General features: G+C 46.5%; 14 protein-coding genes and 5 tRNA genes. 18 read left to right on the top strand and 1 reads right to left on the bottom strand.

The window, feature by feature from the left end; all coding sequences use genetic code 11:
• The first annotated feature begins 11 nt into the window (after positions 1 to 11).
• From rnc to H8K32_RS01030, 13 genes are all read left to right on the top strand, one after another.
• Positions 12 to 878 carry a ribonuclease III gene (gene rnc, locus H8K32_RS00970; RefSeq protein WP_186910593.1) on the top strand — a complete coding sequence of 289 codons (867 nt, stop codon included), beginning with the start codon at positions 12 to 14 and terminating at the stop codon, positions 876 to 878.
• Between the two features lie 7 nt (positions 879 to 885).
• Positions 886 to 1788: a GTPase Era gene (era, locus tag H8K32_RS00975; RefSeq protein WP_186910594.1), complete on the top strand. Its 903-nt coding sequence runs from the start codon at positions 886 to 888 to the stop codon at positions 1786 to 1788.
• A 7-nt stretch (positions 1789 to 1795) separates the two neighbouring features.
• Positions 1796 to 2638 carry a DNA repair protein RecO gene (gene recO / locus H8K32_RS00980; protein WP_186910595.1) on the top strand — a complete coding sequence of 281 codons (843 nt, stop codon included), beginning with the start codon at positions 1796 to 1798 and terminating at the stop codon, positions 2636 to 2638.
• On the top strand, positions 2635 to 3405 hold the full coding sequence (locus tag H8K32_RS00985) for a pyridoxine 5'-phosphate synthase (protein WP_186910596.1): 771 nt from the start codon (positions 2635 to 2637) through the stop codon (positions 3403 to 3405). Before recO ends, H8K32_RS00985 begins: the two co-directional genes overlap by 4 nt.
• A gap of 1 nt (position 3406) precedes the next feature.
• Positions 3407 to 3808, top strand: a complete 402-nt coding sequence (gene acpS, locus H8K32_RS00990; protein WP_186910872.1) for a holo-ACP synthase — start codon at positions 3407 to 3409, stop codon at positions 3806 to 3808.
• 5 nt (positions 3809 to 3813) lie between these two features.
• Positions 3814 to 5682: an excinuclease ABC subunit UvrC gene (gene uvrC, locus H8K32_RS00995; protein WP_390312442.1), complete on the top strand. Its 1869-nt coding sequence runs from the start codon at positions 3814 to 3816 to the stop codon at positions 5680 to 5682.
• 39 nt (positions 5683 to 5721) lie between these two features.
• Positions 5722 to 6303 (top strand): CDP-diacylglycerol--glycerol-3-phosphate 3-phosphatidyltransferase, encoded by a 582-nt coding sequence (gene pgsA / locus H8K32_RS01000; RefSeq protein ID WP_186910598.1) that lies wholly within the window; start codon positions 5722 to 5724, stop codon positions 6301 to 6303.
• Between the two features lie 50 nt (positions 6304 to 6353).
• Positions 6354 to 6429 (top strand) — tRNA-Gly (locus H8K32_RS01005).
• A gap of 30 nt (positions 6430 to 6459) precedes the next feature.
• A tRNA-Gly gene (locus H8K32_RS01010) sits at positions 6460 to 6535 on the top strand.
• Between the two features lie 35 nt (positions 6536 to 6570).
• Positions 6571 to 6646, top strand: a tRNA-Gly gene (locus H8K32_RS01015).
• A gap of 96 nt (positions 6647 to 6742) precedes the next feature.
• Positions 6743 to 6816: transfer RNA gene (locus tag H8K32_RS01020), tRNA-Cys, on the top strand.
• A gap of 72 nt (positions 6817 to 6888) precedes the next feature.
• A tRNA-Leu gene (locus H8K32_RS01025) sits at positions 6889 to 6981 on the top strand.
• Positions 6982 to 7411: 430 nt separating this feature from the next.
• Positions 7412 to 8803 (top strand): GntP family permease, encoded by a 1392-nt coding sequence (locus tag H8K32_RS01030; RefSeq protein ID WP_186910599.1) that lies wholly within the window; start codon positions 7412 to 7414, stop codon positions 8801 to 8803.
• 131 nt (positions 8804 to 8934) lie between these two features.
• Here the strand turns inward: H8K32_RS01030 and H8K32_RS01035 are convergent, their stop codons facing one another.
• Positions 8935 to 9537 (bottom strand): hypothetical protein, encoded by a 603-nt coding sequence (locus H8K32_RS01035; RefSeq protein WP_186910600.1) that lies wholly within the window; start codon positions 9535 to 9537, stop codon positions 8935 to 8937.
• Positions 9538 to 9771: 234 nt separating this feature from the next.
• Between H8K32_RS01035 and H8K32_RS01040 the strand changes: the two genes are divergently transcribed.
• From H8K32_RS01040 to H8K32_RS01060, 5 genes are all read left to right on the top strand, one after another.
• Positions 9772 to 10647, top strand: coding sequence for an alpha/beta hydrolase family protein (locus tag H8K32_RS01040; protein ID WP_186910601.1), 876 nt, complete (start codon positions 9772 to 9774; stop codon positions 10645 to 10647).
• A 249-nt stretch (positions 10648 to 10896) separates the two neighbouring features.
• On the top strand, positions 10897 to 12048 hold the full coding sequence (gene flhB / locus H8K32_RS01045; protein ID WP_186910602.1) for a flagellar biosynthesis protein FlhB: 1152 nt from the start codon (positions 10897 to 10899) through the stop codon (positions 12046 to 12048).
• Positions 12045 to 14132, top strand: a complete 2088-nt coding sequence (gene flhA, locus H8K32_RS01050; RefSeq protein ID WP_186910603.1) for a flagellar biosynthesis protein FlhA — start codon at positions 12045 to 12047, stop codon at positions 14130 to 14132. Before flhB ends, flhA begins: the two co-directional genes overlap by 4 nt.
• On the top strand, positions 14129 to 15415 hold the full coding sequence (flhF, locus tag H8K32_RS01055) for a flagellar biosynthesis protein FlhF (RefSeq protein ID WP_186910604.1): 1287 nt from the start codon (positions 14129 to 14131) through the stop codon (positions 15413 to 15415). Before flhA ends, flhF begins: the two co-directional genes overlap by 4 nt.
• Positions 15408 to 16250 carry a MinD/ParA family ATP-binding protein gene (locus tag H8K32_RS01060; protein ID WP_246447055.1) on the top strand — a complete coding sequence of 281 codons (843 nt, stop codon included), beginning with the start codon at positions 15408 to 15410 and terminating at the stop codon, positions 16248 to 16250. Before flhF ends, H8K32_RS01060 begins: the two co-directional genes overlap by 8 nt.
• Positions 16251 to 16253: the final 3 nt, after the last annotated feature.

A 16253-nucleotide genomic window follows, 5' to 3' on the forward strand; every position in this document is an offset into this window, starting at 1 on the left:
TAGATTGACGTATGAATCTTCAATTATTGCAAAAGAGGCTGGGTCACCAGTTTGGAAACCCAGCTTTATTGCAGCAGGCATTGACTCACCGTAGTCATAGTGTCGTACATAATGAGCGCCTTGAGTTTCTGGGCGACTCGGTTTTGAATTGTGTGGTTGCTTCTTTATTGTTTGATAGTTTTGCCAACATTGATGAGGGTGATCTGTCGCGCGTACGCGCCAATCTCGTTAAGCAACAGACTTTGTATGAAATTGCCCAAAGAATCGAGCTATCTCAGTTTCTTCGCCTGGGCGAGGGGGAATTAAAATCCGGTGGTTTTCGCAGACCATCAATTCTCGCAGATACCTTGGAGGCTTTGTTTGGCGGTATATTCCTTGATGCAGGCTTTGATGCTGCCAAAGCAGTTATACGTGCATTATATTCACCTATTTTAGAGTCGGTTGATCCAACCACACTGGGTAAGGATGCCAAAACCTTACTCCAGGAATTTTTGCAGAGCAGAAAAATCGCTTTGCCGCAATATAACGTGGTTGCTACACATGGTGCTGCGCATAATCAAGAATTTGAAATTGAGTGTTTGGTGCCTAAACTGGATATTCAGGTATTTGGTACAGGCGGAAGTCGCCGTGCTGGTGAGCAGGCGGCAGCAAAATTGGCATTGGAATCGGCAATTGAAGTGTTGTCCCGTACCCCGGCTTCTCGTAAAGCTAAGCCTCGTGCCGCGCAATTGAAATTGGCCGGCATTGCTACTTCGCAAAATGAAGTTGCCGTTGACTCAAAAAATGCGACTGATAAACAAAAGACTGCTGTAGACACTGACGTAATTAAAACTGCGGAAGATCTGCCAAACCCGAACCACCATCCAAAGACTGCTTGAGCACCCCATGAATGAAATTTTAGACAATCCAGATTTTCGTTGTGGGTACATCGCCATTGTTGGCCGTCCAAACGTCGGTAAATCTACACTGATGAATGCCTTGATTGGCGCAAAAGTAAGTATCACTTCACGTAAAGCGCAGACAACGCGCCATCGTATTACTGGCATTCAGACGAAAGACAATACGCAGTTTGTGTATGTTGATACACCTGGTTTTCAGACCCGTCACTCCAATGCCTTGAACCGCACTTTGAATCGTACCGTAACAACCACCTTGACCGCAGCCGACGTGATTTTGTTTTTGGTTGAAGCTGGTACTTTTGGTCCTGCTGATCAGCAGGTGATCGATTTACTGCCTAAAAATGTACCCTGTATTTTGGTGATCAATAAGTCGGATCGCGTCAAAGATAAAGCAGTGATGATGCCGTTTGCGCAGAAGATCGCCGCACTCTTTCCGTTTGCTGCGATTGTTCCGGTATCCGCAACCTTGCGTTTTCAGTTGGAAAATCTTGAAGGCGAAACAAGAAAGTATTTGCCTTTGAATCCGCCTATGTTTGCGGAAGATGATATTACTGACCGCAGCGAAAAATTTCTTGCCACTGAAATTGTTCGCGAGAAATTATTCCGGTTTGTTGGTGATGAGCTGCCCTACACCAGTACAGTTTTGATTGAAAAATTCGAGCAAGAAGGAAACTTACGCCGGATTTTTGTAGCGATTCTGGTTGATCGTGATGGCCATAAGTCGATGGTGATTGGGAATAAAGGTGCTCGATTGAAAGACATTTCTACCCAATCTCGTACCGATATGGAAAAGCTCTTTGGCGGGCCTGTATATCTGGAAATTTGGGTGAAAGTAAAATCCGGATGGGCAGATAATGAGGCCGGTTTACGGGCTTACGGTTACGAATAAGAATAACATGACTGCAGGGGAGAGCGCCGTCATTCAGATGCAGGATGCCGTATTGGATGCGGAGGACCCTACCGTTGATTCCGTCGCGCGCATCCCTGCAAAAAGGTCAATCCCCGTTTCTTCTAAATCTCCTATCCGAGAACGCCGAGTGTTGAATCAGCCAGGATTTGTTTTGCATTCCTGGCCGTATAAAGAAACTAGCGTGATCGTCGATGTGCTGACGCGCGACTATGGCCGTATCGCGTTAGTAGCAAAAGGTGCAAAGCGTCCGCATTCGCAATTGCGTAGTGTTCTTCAAACCTTTCAGCCTTTGCAGCTTGCATGGACTGGCAAATCCGAGATACGAGTGCTGACTTCTGCTGAGTGGGTTGGCGGTATGTTGCCGTTGGAAAAGTCGGCGTTGCTTTGCGGTTTTTACTTGAATGAATTGCTGGTCAAATTTCTGGTGCGCGACGAACCACATCCCATGTTGTTTGATGAGTATGTCTCGACCTTGAATCAGTTGGCGCATGATGAGCCGGCGTCGACGGTATTGCGTCAATTTGAATTATCTTTGCTGCGCGAATCAGGTTTGTTAAACGATCTCAGTTTTTGCACTAGTGCCAGGGCGCGTGTGCAGGCTGATGTCAGATACGTGATAGACCCTGAACTTGGTGCCAGGCCTGCATTGCAATCTGACGTGGTTCCTGTTGTCTCTGGGCAGACTTTAATCGACATGGTGGACGGGGATTATAGTGACCCGCAAACGCAGTTTCAGAGCAAGATGCTGATGCGTAGCTTGCTTGCCCATCACCTGCATGGTTCTTTTTTAAATACCCGCCAAATTTTGATTGATTTGCAAAATTTATGAACATCCATCAACAACGCCAATTGCTCGATTTGAGCGTGAGCCTGAATTCATTGGTGCAGGTTCGTGAAAAAATCGGCGCACAGTTTTTCGATCTTTCCCGCTTATCATTATTGGCTGAAGAAGCTGGCGCCGATTGTATTTCTTTATATGTTGATGAGTCGAACTGGTCGTCACTTGCAATGATTGTCGAGCAGTTGGCATGCCAGGTGATTAACACATTTGAATTGGAAGTGCCAGCTGCTGACTTCATGCTCAAACATTTAGAGACGAGTCCGGTGACGCATGTCTGCTTGGTTGATGTCGATGCATCTAATGCTGAGCAGTATGTTGCTCTTGATCTGGAACAGAATTTTTCTCAAGTTCAAAGTTTTGTTAAGCAACTACAAGCTCGTGGTATCTGTGTTTCAGCTTTTATTTTGCCAATACCTGCAGCGATTGCTGCTGTCGCGGAGTTGCGAATTTCTCGTGTTCGACTTGATTGTTCGTCTTATGTGGAGGCGGCAGACGACAGTCAGCGCACGCATGCATTGGCGCAAATTCAAACCGCGTTAGCTAATTGTGTTGGTCGTGGCATGGTTGTGGGTATTGAAGGTAAATTTGACTCGGCGCAGGTTCAGGCATTGGCAACAATTTCTGATATCTCCCAATTTCATTTGAATGAACTGGTCGTTGCTCATTCCTTGCAGTGTGGCTGGGAAAGTGCAATTCGCAATATCAAAGCGTCGCTGGTGAAATCGCGATTGAATCGCAGAGCTGATGGAGGTTGACGTGATCTATGGCGTTGGTACTGATATCGTTGAGGTCGCTCGTATCGAGCGTGCTTTGCAGCGTGGAGGTGATCGCTTTGCTAAAAAAGTACTGGGTGATGAAGAGTTGCTGATTTTTTTTCAGCGCCGTGATCAGGCTCTTGCGCGCGGCATACGTTATCTGGCAACGCGGTTTGCTGCTAAAGAAGCATTTTCTAAGGCCATAGGAACTGGCGTTCGTTTGCCAATGACGCTGCGAAACATGCAAACGCTCAATGGTGATCAAGGTAAGCCAGTAGTGGTCGTCAGTGATGATTTGGAAAAATGGATGTCTGTCCGAAATCTTACTGCTCATGTCTCGGTGAGTGATGAAGTTCAGCAAGTGCTGGCATTTGTCGTTGTTGAGCAAGCCGCAACAATATGAGCTCCATGGATACTGATAAATCATCATCGGAAATTCGTCAGCAGGTGGTTGATGCGGTGGCTCGATTGCCGCATTTACCCGGTGTGTATCGTTATTTTGATGCGCAAGATCAGGTGCTTTATGTTGGTAAGGCAAGGGATTTAAAAAAGCGCGTTACCAGTTATTTTCAGAAAACATTATCCAGTCCCAGAATTGCGATGATGGTGGAGAAAATCGTCCGATTGGAGACCACAGTAACACGCAGTGAAGCAGAAGCGTTGATTCTGGAAAATAATTTAATCAAGGCGCTACGCCCCCGCTACAACATTTTATTTCGCGACGATAAGTCTTATCCTTACCTGAAAATCACCTCTGAAAAAACGCCACGCATGACTTATTATCGAGGAGCAGTCGATAAAAAGCATCAGTATTTCGGACCTTTTCCATCTGGTTGGGCGGTCAAGGAATCAATGCAGATTTTGCAGAAAATTTTCCTGCTGCGTAGCTGTGAAGATAGTGTGTTCGCGAATCGCACTAGGCCATGCCTATTGCATCAAATCCAGCGTTGTAGTGGGCCATGTGTTGATTTGATTTCGCCGGAGGATTATCAGCAAGACGTCAGAAATGCTGCTGACTTTTTGCGCGGTCGTCAATTAGAAGTCATGCAGAACCTTGAAAAAAAGATGCTCGGATTCTCCTCCGAACTTAGATTCGAGCAGGCGGCTATGGTGCGCAATCAGATGTCGGCCTTATCTAAGGTATTGCACCAGCAAAGCATGGAAACCACTGGCAATGCTGATTTGGATGTGATTGCCGTAATCGTCGAAGGCGGACGAGCCTGTGTCAACCTGGCAATGATACGAGGTGGCAGGCACCTGGGCGATCGTGCTTACTTCCCTAGTCATGTGGATGATGTCAGGGCCGTAAGCGATGACACAATTGAGGCTGAGGTGGTGGCGGCATTTTTGGCGCAGCATTATGTGGATCAGTTCATTCCTTCAACCTTGGTGATGAATGTGGCTTTAGATGCGCCGGATCTGATGTTGGTACTGGCAGAGCAATGTGGTCATAAAATTCATTTATCATTTCAACCGCAAGAGCAACGCCGCGTCTGGTTGGAAATGGCAGTGAAGGGCGCTGAACTTGCTCTGGCGCGGCTTTTATCTGAGCAGGGCTCGCAGCAGGCGCGTACTCGCGCTATGGCGACCGCACTTGAACTTGAGACTGAAAACATTGATTTATTGCGTATCGAGTGTTTCGATATCAGCCATACGCAAGGTGAGGCGACGCAGGCATCTTGTGTTGTTTATCATCATCACGCAATGCAAAACAGCGAATACCGGCGTTACAACATCAAAGACATCACGCCTGGAGATGATTATGCTGCGATGCGCCAGGTGTTAACCCGTCGATATGAAAAAGTGAACGGAGAAGACCCCGCTGCACTGACAATGCCAGACGTGGTGTTGATTGATGGTGGAAAGGGACAGGTTGAGATCGCCAGACAAGTTTTTGTTGAACTGGGACTCGATACCAGTCTGATTGTCGGGGTATCAAAAGGGGAGGGACGTAAGGTCGGCTTGGAAACGCTGGTGTTTGTCGATGGGCGCGAAGAGAAAGAGTTGGGTAAAGAATCTGCGGCATTGATGTTGATTGCGCATATTCGTGATGAAGCGCACCGATTCGCGATCACCGGCATGCGTGCCAAGCGCGACAAGGCGCGACAAACCTCGCAATTGGAAGAGATTGAAGGTGTGGGGCCGAAACGCCGTCAAAGATTGTTGGTACGTTTTGGTGGTTTGAAAGGTGTCAGTGATGCCAGCGTCGAAGAACTAGCTAGTGTTGAAGGAATTTCTCGTCAATTAGCAGAAGAAATTTACAAGCGACTCCGTTAGATCAATATAATGAAGAGAAATATTCTAAATAATTAAGTCATGCCATTTAATTTTCCTATTCTTCTCACATGGTTGCGCGTAGCACTGATTCCTCTCGTGGTCGGTGTTTTTTATTTGCCTGATACGTGGCTCGATCCATTTCAAAAAGGACTTGCATCGACGCTGATTTTTATCGTTGCTGCGATTACCGATTGGTTTGATGGTTTTCTGGCTCGTCGTTGGAATCAGACGTCTTCATTTGGCGCATTTCTTGACCCGGTTGCGGATAAGTTAATGGTGGCAGGTGCTTTGCTGGTATTGGTGCAACTTGGTCGTGTAAATGCCGTGATCGCTTTCGTCATTATTGGTCGTGAGATTACGATCTCTGCTTTGCGTGAGTGGATGGCTATTATTGGTGCTTCAAAATCTGTTGCGGTTAGTTCGCTAGGTAAGATAAAAACTGCGGCGCAAATGGTGGCGATACCGATGCTATTGTATTACGACACGATTTTGGGGATCGATATGATATTGCCTGGTTCGTGGTTGTTGTTGATTGCAGCAGTCCTGACGGTGTGGTCTATGTTTTACTATCTGCGTAAAGCATGGCCTTTAATTAAAGAATCGACAGAGAATCTAAAGTAGCTTACTTGACAGTTTTTCGAAATACTATATAATTCTGGTCTTTCGTTGATGCGGGAATAGCTCAGTTGGTAGAGCGCAACCTTGCCAAGGTTGAGGTCGAGAGTTCGAGACTCTTTTCCCGCTCCAAGTTTTTTCAGCGAAATATGTAGTGTAAATGCGGGAGTAGCTCAGTTGGTAGAGCGCAACCTTGCCAAGGTTGAGGTCGAGAGTTCGAGACTCTTCTCCCGCTCCAAAATGGCGTAGTACCTGAAGTATCGGCAGTATAATGCGGGAGTAGCTCAGTTGGTAGAGCGCAACCTTGCCAAGGTTGAGGTCGAGAGTTCGAGACTCTTCTCCCGCTCCAGATTCTGAAGGGAAGCACGGCTTCCCTTTTTTGTTACAGTAGTTGATGTGCCGCGATTTAGCTTAGAGTAAGAATGTTTAAGTTAATAGCACCCCTGGCGGGGTAGCAAAGTGGTTATGCAGCGGCCTGCAAAGCCGTAGACGCCGGTTCGATCCCGACCCCCGCCTCCAGATTTAAGAAAGCGCTGTGAGCGCTTTTTTTTGAAAGAGCAAGCAATCTTAGATTGCATGTTGTAGTGATGGGCCCGAGTGGTGAAATAGGTAGACACATCGGACTTAAAATCCGCCGCTTCGTTAATAGCGGGCGTGCCGGTTCGATTCCGGCCTCGGGCACCATATCGACATCAGATGTAACGCAGAAAACCCTGCAAAGCTAGAGAAATCAAGGCTTTGCAGGGTTTTTGTTTTGTGGTTTTGTTTGTATCCAAAATATGGCGAGTTTCGCCTCCGCCTTGCTTCTCATAAATCTGCCATCTATTTCTTCTTGTGTATTATCATTCGAATAATTATTTTTTCGAGAATTTTGTTGGACCTTATTTTTGAAGCTTAAAGAGTTTTTTGTCTGTCCATAGAATGGATTGCCGTAATTTTTTTTATATCCGCGATTCGAAACAGTAACTTTTTTATTGGTGAACTCAGTACTTAATTATTCCCTGGCTGCATATTTATTAACATCCGGAGGTTAGATGGAAAGAAGTTCGAGGTTGGTATGTTGCTCATGCAATTTATCTTTTGAAATTTGTGTTGCAGAAATAAGGAGTGAGGCATGAGTTTTATGATTATTTTGGTGTCGTTGGCTTTGTTGATGATTGTTGCTTACAGGGGTTTTAGTGTCATTCTGTTTGCGCCGATTTGTGCTCTGATTGCTGTTGCTTTCACTGATGTCAGTTTAATTCCGCCGCTCTTTAATGGTATTTTCATGGAGAAGTTGGTTGGGTTTGTTAAGCTTTATTTCCCGGTCTTTTTGTTGGGGGCGGTATTTGGTAAGTTGATTGAGCTGTCTGGTTTTTCGAAATCGATTGTTGCGTCGGTGATTAAGATTGTAGGACGTGAGCGCGCGATTTTGTCGATCGTGTTGGTGTGCGCAATTTTGACTTACGGTGGTGTTTCTTTGTTTGTGGTGGTGTTTGCGGTGTACCCATTTGCGGCAGAAATGTTCCGGCAAAGTGACATACCAAAGCGGTTAATTCCGGGCACGATCGCTTTGGGTGCGTTCACCTTCACTATGGATTCTTTGCCTGGTAGCCCACAAATTCAAAACATTATCCCAACGACATTTTTTAATACGAATACCTGGGCTGCTCCGTGGTTGGGCGTCATTGGCGCTGTGTTTATTCTGGTGATTGGTCTGATGTATTTAAACTGGCGTCGTCGTCAGGCTGCGGTGGCTGGTGAGGGGTATGGTTCTGGTCATATTAATGAGCCGACTGAATACAAAGCAGAAAAATTGCCTAACGCCTTTGTTGCTGTGTTTCCGTTGCTGGTTGTTGGTGTGATGAACAAGATTTTGACAGAATTAATCCCACGTTATTACGGTGAAATTCATAGTACGACTTTGTCAGGTTCTGCTAAGCCTTTGGTGACAGATATCCACAAAATTGGCGCGATTTGGGCAGTTGAAGGAGCTCTGCTGTTGGGGATTCTGTGTATTTTGTTGTTTGCTTTTAAGACGGTGAAAAATCAATTTGCCGATGGCAGTAAAGCAGCAGTCTCCGGCGCTTTATTGGCCTCCCTGAATACTGCTTCGGAATACGGATTCGGTGGCATTATCGCTGCGATGCCAGGATTTGCCGTGATTTCAGATGCACTAAAAGCAATTCCTAATCCATTGATCAATGAGTCGATTACAGTCACAGTTTTGGCTGGCATTACAGGTTCTGCATCTGGTGGCATGAGCATTGCGTTGGCGGCGATGTCGGAGACTTTTATTAAGGCGGCAAATGCCGCACATATTCCTATGGAGGTGCTGCATCGGGTTGCGTCAATGGCGAGTGGGGGCATGGATACTTTACCGCATAACGGCGCAGTGATTACCTTGTTGGCGGTCACTGGTCTAACGCACAAGACGTCTTATAAAGATATTTTTGCCGTTACGCTCATTAAAACAGCAGCAGTGTTTGTTGTTATTGCGGTGTATTACCTGACTGGTATTTATTAAGTTAATTTATACGGTATTTCAGGTATAACTACATAGTCGATAACATCAAGTTTATCAATAGTTAAGCTGTCGGGAGCACTTCCTGGCAGCTTGGCGTTCAGTTGTGATACTAATGTGATGCTTATGTACTTTTATTGAGGGCAAGACGAAGGCAAATGATTTAATCCTTGCTTGTCAATACTGAAGCTTGCAATGCGTTTTCCTTGTGGGTCAATGGTGACTTTGACGATATAAATACTATCAAAGTCGCTGCTTTCCCATGTTGGCACGGTGGTGGGGGCGCCATTGTTTGTCGCTAAAATTTTACGCGCCGCTTCCTCTGCTAAGCGATGCTCCCACGCTACAAAAACCGTGGCATTGGCGTAAGCGGGCGAGAGTAATGCGGTCTGTAAGGCGTCGATGTCATCTAAACCAAATTGTGTATTGACTGGCATGCCAAGCGAAATTGCAGTTGGCTCTATCGTCGCAAGTGGACGGATGTAGTTGTATGGCGTGCCGCGATCGTTCTTTTGCGTGCCAGGGTTTGGTGCGAAAATCGCTGAGGGCATGTCAAATTTTTTCCGAAGAACTTCCGGCAATGCGAGTGAGCGATTCAGTCCTTGGCAATTTAGCTGACCAAGTCCAGCTTCTGGTTTTTCGCCATGTCGAATCATGACAATAGTTTCATCGGCGAAGCTGAGGTTGCTGAAAAAAAGTGCTAACAAAATTGTTGTTACGAGCGTCGTTGTTTTCATTGTTGATCCTTGAACTAGTTGATCTTCACTTGGTGTCGTCGTTTTCGCTTCGAATTATACATCTCTGCCTTTGCCCTCAAAAGTAATTAAAGTGGATCGCATAAGTGTGCATGGTTGAGCGGAAAAATAGATTCAACTCTCTACTGTTGAGCACATGTGGCGAGTTAATATGAGCAGTATTTTTTTCATTCACCGTTTACATTTTTCGTTGCTTTTTACTAATCGAGATAGTTTATGAAGTCTGACAACTCCCAGAAGCCTGAAGCTGTAGAAATTATTTGTAAGGATGGGGAGCGCCTTCAAGGACATTTTTTTAAGACGGGCAAGAGTGCTTCCGGTTTGCCGGTTTTGATTTGTCCGGCTACTGGAGTTAAGCAACATTTCTACATGCGATTTGCAAACTGGTTGTCTGAGCAGGGGCACGATATTCTCGTGTTTGACTACCGCGGTGTTGGGTTGTCATTGAGTGGCGATTTGGCTGACTCTAAAGCTAGTCTGACCGATTGGGGGCGACTGGATCAAGTCGCGGCTTTGGAATGCTTATTAAATCGTACCGGTCACGAACAGGCGGTATTGCTGGGACATAGTGCTGGCGGGCAAATGATGGGCTTGATGTCAAATCATGCGCGCATAGCGCGCGTTGTCGGTGTGTCTATTTCGACAGGATGGTTTGCTGGCTTGCGTTTAGCGTTCCGGCTTAAGGCCATGTGGGGCTTGCGTTTTTTTGTTCCTGTTGGCATTAAGCTGCTTGGTTATGGTCCGACGGCGATCATCGGTCTGGGAGAAAATTTGCCAGCGGTTGCTGCTTATCAATGGGGAATTTGGTGTGCAGCAGGAGGTTATGCGACGAATGCAACGAAAGGTAAGCCTGAGATTGATTTTCACAATCAAGTTCGTATGCCCATCATTGCATTTTATGCGGGAGATGATGACATTGCGAATGAGGCTACAGTGGACGATCTCATGCGTACGTTCCCACATGCCAGCAAACAGGTCTTTAAAATTCAACCTGCACAAGTTGGCTTAAAAAGTCTCGGCCATATTGATTGGTTTAGAAATTCTCATCAGGTGGTTTGGCCTTTATTGGCTAAGGCAATTAAAGGTGAGTAGTCACATCTGGTTGATGGCAGGCCGTCAAACTCTAATTTTTGCACGAAATCAATTACATCGCTTACCCAAGTCCGCTACAGGATTGCTGAATGTGGCGCAATTTCCTTCTTTTCATCGCTTAGTGCTGAACAAACGGGTGTTTACTCCCTTGTTCATCGCATCTAAGTCTTTCTGAATATTCAATAATCTCACCTGTAAATTTACGCAATCGAAGCGATTATTGCTTCGTGGAAATGACAGGAGTCGGCGATGGCCGAAGAAAGCGATCTCGAGAAAACTGAACCGGCCTCGTCGAAGCGCCTTGAGCAGGCGCGCGAAGAGGGGGATGTGCCGCGTTCACGCGAGCTCTCCACCTGTGCCATTTTATTTGCGGCTGGTGGCGCATTTTGGGTGATGGGCGGTGGTTTAGTCGGGCAATTGCAGCAAAGTTTGATCTCCGGACTCACTCTTGAACGTGCTGTCGCCTTTGATTTTAATTTACTGATATCTAAAGCTGCGGCGAGTTTGCTATCCGTTTTGATCGCGTTTGCGCCGGTGGCTGGGGTGTTGATCGTGGTTGCATTGGGATCGCCGGTTTTGATTGGTGGTTGGTTGTTTAGTGCAAAAGCAATTCAACCAAACTTTGGTCGCATGAATCCAATTTCCGGCTTAGGGAATATGTTTTCTGTGCGTGCCTTGGTCGAATTGCTTAAAGCTATAGTGAAAACGATTTTGGTTGGCTGGGTCGCCTGGATTGTCATTACACAACAAAAAGAAGCGATTTTTGCTTTGCCTATGGAAGATGTCTCTTCGAGCATTCCGCATGTTGGGCACATGCTGTTGATTTGTTTCATTTCTATTGTTGGTGCTTTGGTATTGATTGCGGCAATCGATGCACCTTATCAAATGTGGCAGTACGCAAATAAATTGAAGATGACGCGTCAGGAAGTTATTCAGGAATCGAAAGAAGCCAACGGTAATCCTCAAATTAAAGCCAAGATTCGTCAGCAACAGCGTGAAATGGCACGTCGTCGCATGATGGCAGAGATTCCTAAGGCTGATGTCGTTGTGACTAACCCGACCCATTTTGCGGTGGCGCTGAAATATACCGAAGGTGGAAATGGCGCACCTAAGGTTGTGGCTAAAGGTGCGGACGAAGTCGCAGCAAAAATTCGTGAGCTCGCTAAAGAGCACAATATTCCAATGCTAGAAGCCCCGCCATTAGCACGTGCCTTGTTTAAGCATACCGATCTGGGGGATGAGATTCCGGAAGCTTTGTATGGCGCGGTAGCAGAGGTCCTGGCCTACGTTTATCAATTAAGGACGTATCGTCGTGATGGCGGTTCTAGACCAGAAGAGCCGCGCGAATTAAAAGTACCAGAAGAATTAGATCCAAATAATCAGTTAGGAGTTGTTGAATGAATAGCCTGAAATTACCAATGTGGTTAAGCGGGCTCAATGGTCGGGCGCTGGCCGCACCTCTTCTGATTATCTTGATGCTGGCAATGATGATTTTGCCCTTGCCAGCATTCGCGTTGGATATCTTTTTCAGCTTTAATATCGCAATTGCGATCATCGTCTTGCTGACCAGTCTTTATACGGTGAAGCCGCTTGATTTCATGGTGTTTCCTACTGTTTTGCTGGTAAGTACCATGTTGCGTTTGTCGCTCAACGTGGCGTCTACACGTGTCGTTCTTACAGAAGGGCATACTGGTCCTGATGCGGCAGGTAAAGTCATTGAGGCGTTCGGGCATTTTTTGATCGGTGGAAATTACGCGGTGGGTATCGTTGTGTTCGTGATTTTGACCATCATTAACTTCACTGTGGTGACTAAAGGTGCAGGTCGTATTGCTGAAGTCGGCGCACGTTTTGCTTTGGATGCGATGCCTGGTAAGCAAATGGCGATTGATGCCGATTTGAACGCTGGCTTAATTGCCGAGCAAGAGGCGCGTCGTCGTCGTACCGAAGTGGCGCAAGAAGCTGAGTTCTACGGCGCGATGGACGGTGCGAGTAAGTACGTTCGTGGTGATGCGGTAGCCGGCATTATGGTGACAGTAATTAATATTGTTGGTGGTTTAGTCGTTGGTATGGTTCAGCATGATTTGGATTTTGCTGATGCGCTTAAAAACTATACCTTGTTAGCAATTGGTGATGGGTTGGTGGCGCAAATTCCTTCTTTGATTATTTCAACCGCGGCCGGTGTTGTGGTTTCTCGCGTCGCCAGTGATCAGGATATTAGTGGGCAGTTGATCGGGCAGTTATTTGCTAAACCCCAAGTAATGTTTATTTCTGCAGGGATTATCGGTGGTATGGGTATCATCCCAGGCATGCCTCATATTGCTTTTATTCTTCTGGCAGCAGTCATGGGCGGCTCTGGGTACGTAGTACGCAAGCGTATGGAGGTCGCCGCACAAGAGCCGACCAAGCAGGAGGCGCCGGTTATCCAGGCGCCGGAGATGGAAGAGGCGACATGGCAGGACGTTTTGCCTGTTGATACTTTGGGGCTTGAAGTTGGTTATCGCCTCATTCCTTTGGTCGATAAAGCGCAAGGTGGTGAATTGTTGCGTCGTATTAAAGGTATTCGCAAAAAATTTGCTCAGGAAGTTGGGTTCTTATCTCCTCCAGTACATATTCGCGACAATCTCGAATTGAAACCGTCCGCTTATAAAATTGCACTCAAGGGGGTTGAGGTTGGTTCTGGTGAGGCAATGAATGGTCAATTTTTGGCGATCAATCCTGGCATGGTGGCGGGCACTTTACCCGGTGTGCCGACAACTGATCCTGCCTTTGGTTTGCCAGCGGTATGGATTGATTCAGGAATGAAAGAGCATGCGCAGACTCTGGGTTATACAGTCGTCGATGCAAGTACTGTGATTGCAACGCATTTGAATCACTTGATCACTACCCATGCGGCTGAATTGCTGGGACGTCAGGAAGTTCAATTGTTGTTAGATCATTTGTCAAAAGAGATGCCAAAAATGGTCGAAGATTTAATACCAAAAATTCTGTCTCTCTCTACTTTGCAAAAAGTGCTGCAAAATTTATTACTGGAAGGTGTTCATATTCGGGATATGCGCTCAATCATTGAGGCTTTGTCCGAGTATGCAATGCATACGCAAGATGCGAACGAATTGACAGCACATGTTCGTGTGGTTTTAGGGCGTGCAATTGTTCAGCAAATTTTCCCCGGAACGAATGAGTTAACTGTAATGGCACTCGATAGTCGTCTTGAGCGTTTGTTAATGCAGGCACTCAATACGGGTGGTGCTGATGGTTCGGGTATAGAGCCTGGTCTTGCTGATACCTTGTCGAGCCAGGCTGAAATTGCGACCAAACATCAGGAGCAAATTGGCGTGACGCCAGTGTTGCTGGTGCCAGCGCCACTGCGCACACTTTTGTCGCGATTCTTGCGCCGTACCTTGCCGCAATTAAAAGTCTTGTCACACGCTGAATTACCAGAAACAAAAACAATTAAAGTTACTAGTCTTGTCGGAGGTCAGTCATGAACGTAAGAAAATTTACTGCCAATACGTCGCGTGAAGCGCTGCGCATGCTGAGAGAGGCATTAGGTGCCGATGCAGTAATTTTATCGAATCGTAATGTTGACGGTAAGGTCGAAATTTTGGCGATGGAAGGCGATGTGGTCAATGCTATTCCTCCGGCTGTGAGTGTTCGTAGCAGCATTGCCGAAGTGCCCGATGTGCCGCGTATTACTCCGCCTTTTCGTGCGGAGAGCAAGTCGTCTTCGGCACCTGCCTTTCAAGCAGTAATTGAGCAGCCACGGATTGCACCAGCGTTTGCCAGTGCTAATGAAATGTCAGACATGATGAGCGAAATTCGTTCTATGCGCACCATGCTTGAATCGCAATTGGCCGAATTGTCGTGGGCAAATACACAACAGCGTCAACCACAAAAAGCAGAAGTACTCAGAGAAATGCTAGCTACTGGTTTGAGTGCAAGTTTGTCGCGTTTTATGGTGGGAAAGATGCCTGATAATGAGTCGGCTCAAAGCGGCATTGAATGGATTAAATCTATTTTGGCGCGCAATTTATCTGCCATTGATAATGAGAGTGAGATTTTGGAGAAGGGTGGGGTGTACGCTCTGGTAGGTCCCACTGGCGTTGGCAAAACAACGACAACAGCGAAGTTGGCAGCGCGTTGTGTAATGCGTCATGGTCCATCAAAATTGGCATTAATCACGACTGATGGTTATCGTATTGGTGGCTATGAACAGCTGCGCATTTATGGGAAAATTCTGGGCGTGATGGTACATGCGGTAAAAGATGAAAGCGATTTGCGTATTGCTTTGTCCGAGCTCAAAAATAAACATACAGTATTAATTGATACTGTCGGTGTGAGTCAGCGCGACAAAATGGTGACAGATCAGGTTGCCATGTTGTCTGGTGCGGATGCTGAAGTAAAACGCTTGTTATGTCTGAATGCGACCTCTACTGGCGAGACCTTAAGTGAGGTGGTGCGCGCGTACCAAGGAACGGGTCTGGCTGGATGTATTTTGACTAAACTTGATGAGGCGGCGACCATAGGTGGTGCTTTAGATATTGCTATACGTCAGAAGCTGACTTTGTATTATGTTGCCAGCGGTCAACGCGTTCCTGAAGATTTACACGTAGCGAATAAACAGCACTTGATTGACCGCGCTTTCAAACTGAAGCGAGAAACTGCGGCATTTCGCTACCTGGATGAAGAATTGCCATTGTTGATGTCTGCCGCTGTTGCTACGTCTAAGGGGCAAATCTCGTCTGCTTCTGAGGAGGTGTCCTTTGGTTAATATTGATCAGGCAGAAGGTTTGCGTCGTATGTTGGCAGTACCAAAGCCGCGTGTGTTTACGTTTTTGTCAGCGCTGAAAGAGGACGATAAAAGTGCCATGTTGGTGAATTTGGGTGTCTCTTTGGCGCGCCAGGGGCAACAAATAATGATGTTGGATGCAAGATCGTCCGGAAATAGCGTCGGCGCATGGTTAAATGCGCAAAAAAGCAAGACCTTATTGGATGTCGCGCGACAACAGCGTACAATGCAAGATGCTATTAAAATAGTAGCGTCAGGACTGTCGGTAACGATGTTATCGCGTGAAGCGCATATGCTCTCTGGGTTGACGCCAGAAATTTCAAGGCAGTTAGCGAGAGTTTTTGATATCGTGACCCATCGTTCAGATTTGGTTGTTGTTGATAGCAATATTGACGCAGATGATGCTTTTCCTCTCGCTGCTTTAGATAGTAGCGAGGTGGTAATTCAGGTGTCTTCAGATCCGACGGCGATTAAAAACGCCTACGGCTTAATTAAGCGGATGAGTGGTCGATTAGGTAGGCGTTCTTTTAGTATTTTGGTTTCTGGGGTGTCCGAAAAGGAGGCAACTTTGATCTATACGAATATGGCGCAAGCTGCTAATCGCTATCTTGCCGTACCTTTGAACTATATTGGATATGTCCCGGAAGATGATCATGTCAGGAAGGCTGCCAGTTTGGGGCAGTCGGTGATTGATGCTTTTCCAAAAGCACGCGCATCGGTTGCTTTTTCTCGCTTGGCGGCACAGCTTGTTAATTCTGCTTGTTCTGTTATGTCTTTTGAGGGTGTGCCTGAGCTTGGTGTCGGTCTCGGAATTTAATTT

The organism is Cognatundibacterium jejuense (assembly GCF_014284255.1).
GTDB classification, from domain to species: Bacteria; Pseudomonadota; Gammaproteobacteria; order Burkholderiales; family Burkholderiaceae_D; genus Undibacterium; species Undibacterium jejuense.

What these genes read in the sequence shown, in the direction of transcription:
- rnc (WP_186910593.1), top strand. Translation starts at nt 12, where the DNA reads ATGAATCTTCAATTATTGCAAAAGAGGCTGGGTCACCAGTTTGGAAAC.
- era (WP_186910594.1), top strand. Translation starts at nt 886, where the DNA reads ATGAATGAAATTTTAGACAATCCAGATTTTCGTTGTGGGTACATCGCC.
- recO (WP_186910595.1), top strand. Translation starts at nt 1,796, where the DNA reads ATGACTGCAGGGGAGAGCGCCGTCATTCAGATGCAGGATGCCGTATTG.
- H8K32_RS00985 (WP_186910596.1), top strand. Translation starts at nt 2,635, where the DNA reads ATGAACATCCATCAACAACGCCAATTGCTCGATTTGAGCGTGAGCCTG.
- uvrC (WP_390312442.1), top strand. Translation starts at nt 3,814, where the DNA reads ATGGATACTGATAAATCATCATCGGAAATTCGTCAGCAGGTGGTTGAT.
- pgsA (WP_186910598.1), top strand. Translation starts at nt 5,722, where the DNA reads ATGCCATTTAATTTTCCTATTCTTCTCACATGGTTGCGCGTAGCACTG.
- H8K32_RS01030 (WP_186910599.1), top strand. Translation starts at nt 7,412, where the DNA reads ATGAGTTTTATGATTATTTTGGTGTCGTTGGCTTTGTTGATGATTGTT.
- H8K32_RS01035 (WP_186910600.1), bottom strand. Translation starts at nt 9,537, where the DNA reads ATGAAAACAACGACGCTCGTAACAACAATTTTGTTAGCACTTTTTTTC.
- H8K32_RS01040 (WP_186910601.1), top strand. Translation starts at nt 9,772, where the DNA reads ATGAAGTCTGACAACTCCCAGAAGCCTGAAGCTGTAGAAATTATTTGT.
- flhB (WP_186910602.1), top strand. Translation starts at nt 10,897, where the DNA reads ATGGCCGAAGAAAGCGATCTCGAGAAAACTGAACCGGCCTCGTCGAAG.
- flhA (WP_186910603.1), top strand. Translation starts at nt 12,045, where the DNA reads ATGAATAGCCTGAAATTACCAATGTGGTTAAGCGGGCTCAATGGTCGG.
- flhF (WP_186910604.1), top strand. Translation starts at nt 14,129, where the DNA reads ATGAACGTAAGAAAATTTACTGCCAATACGTCGCGTGAAGCGCTGCGC.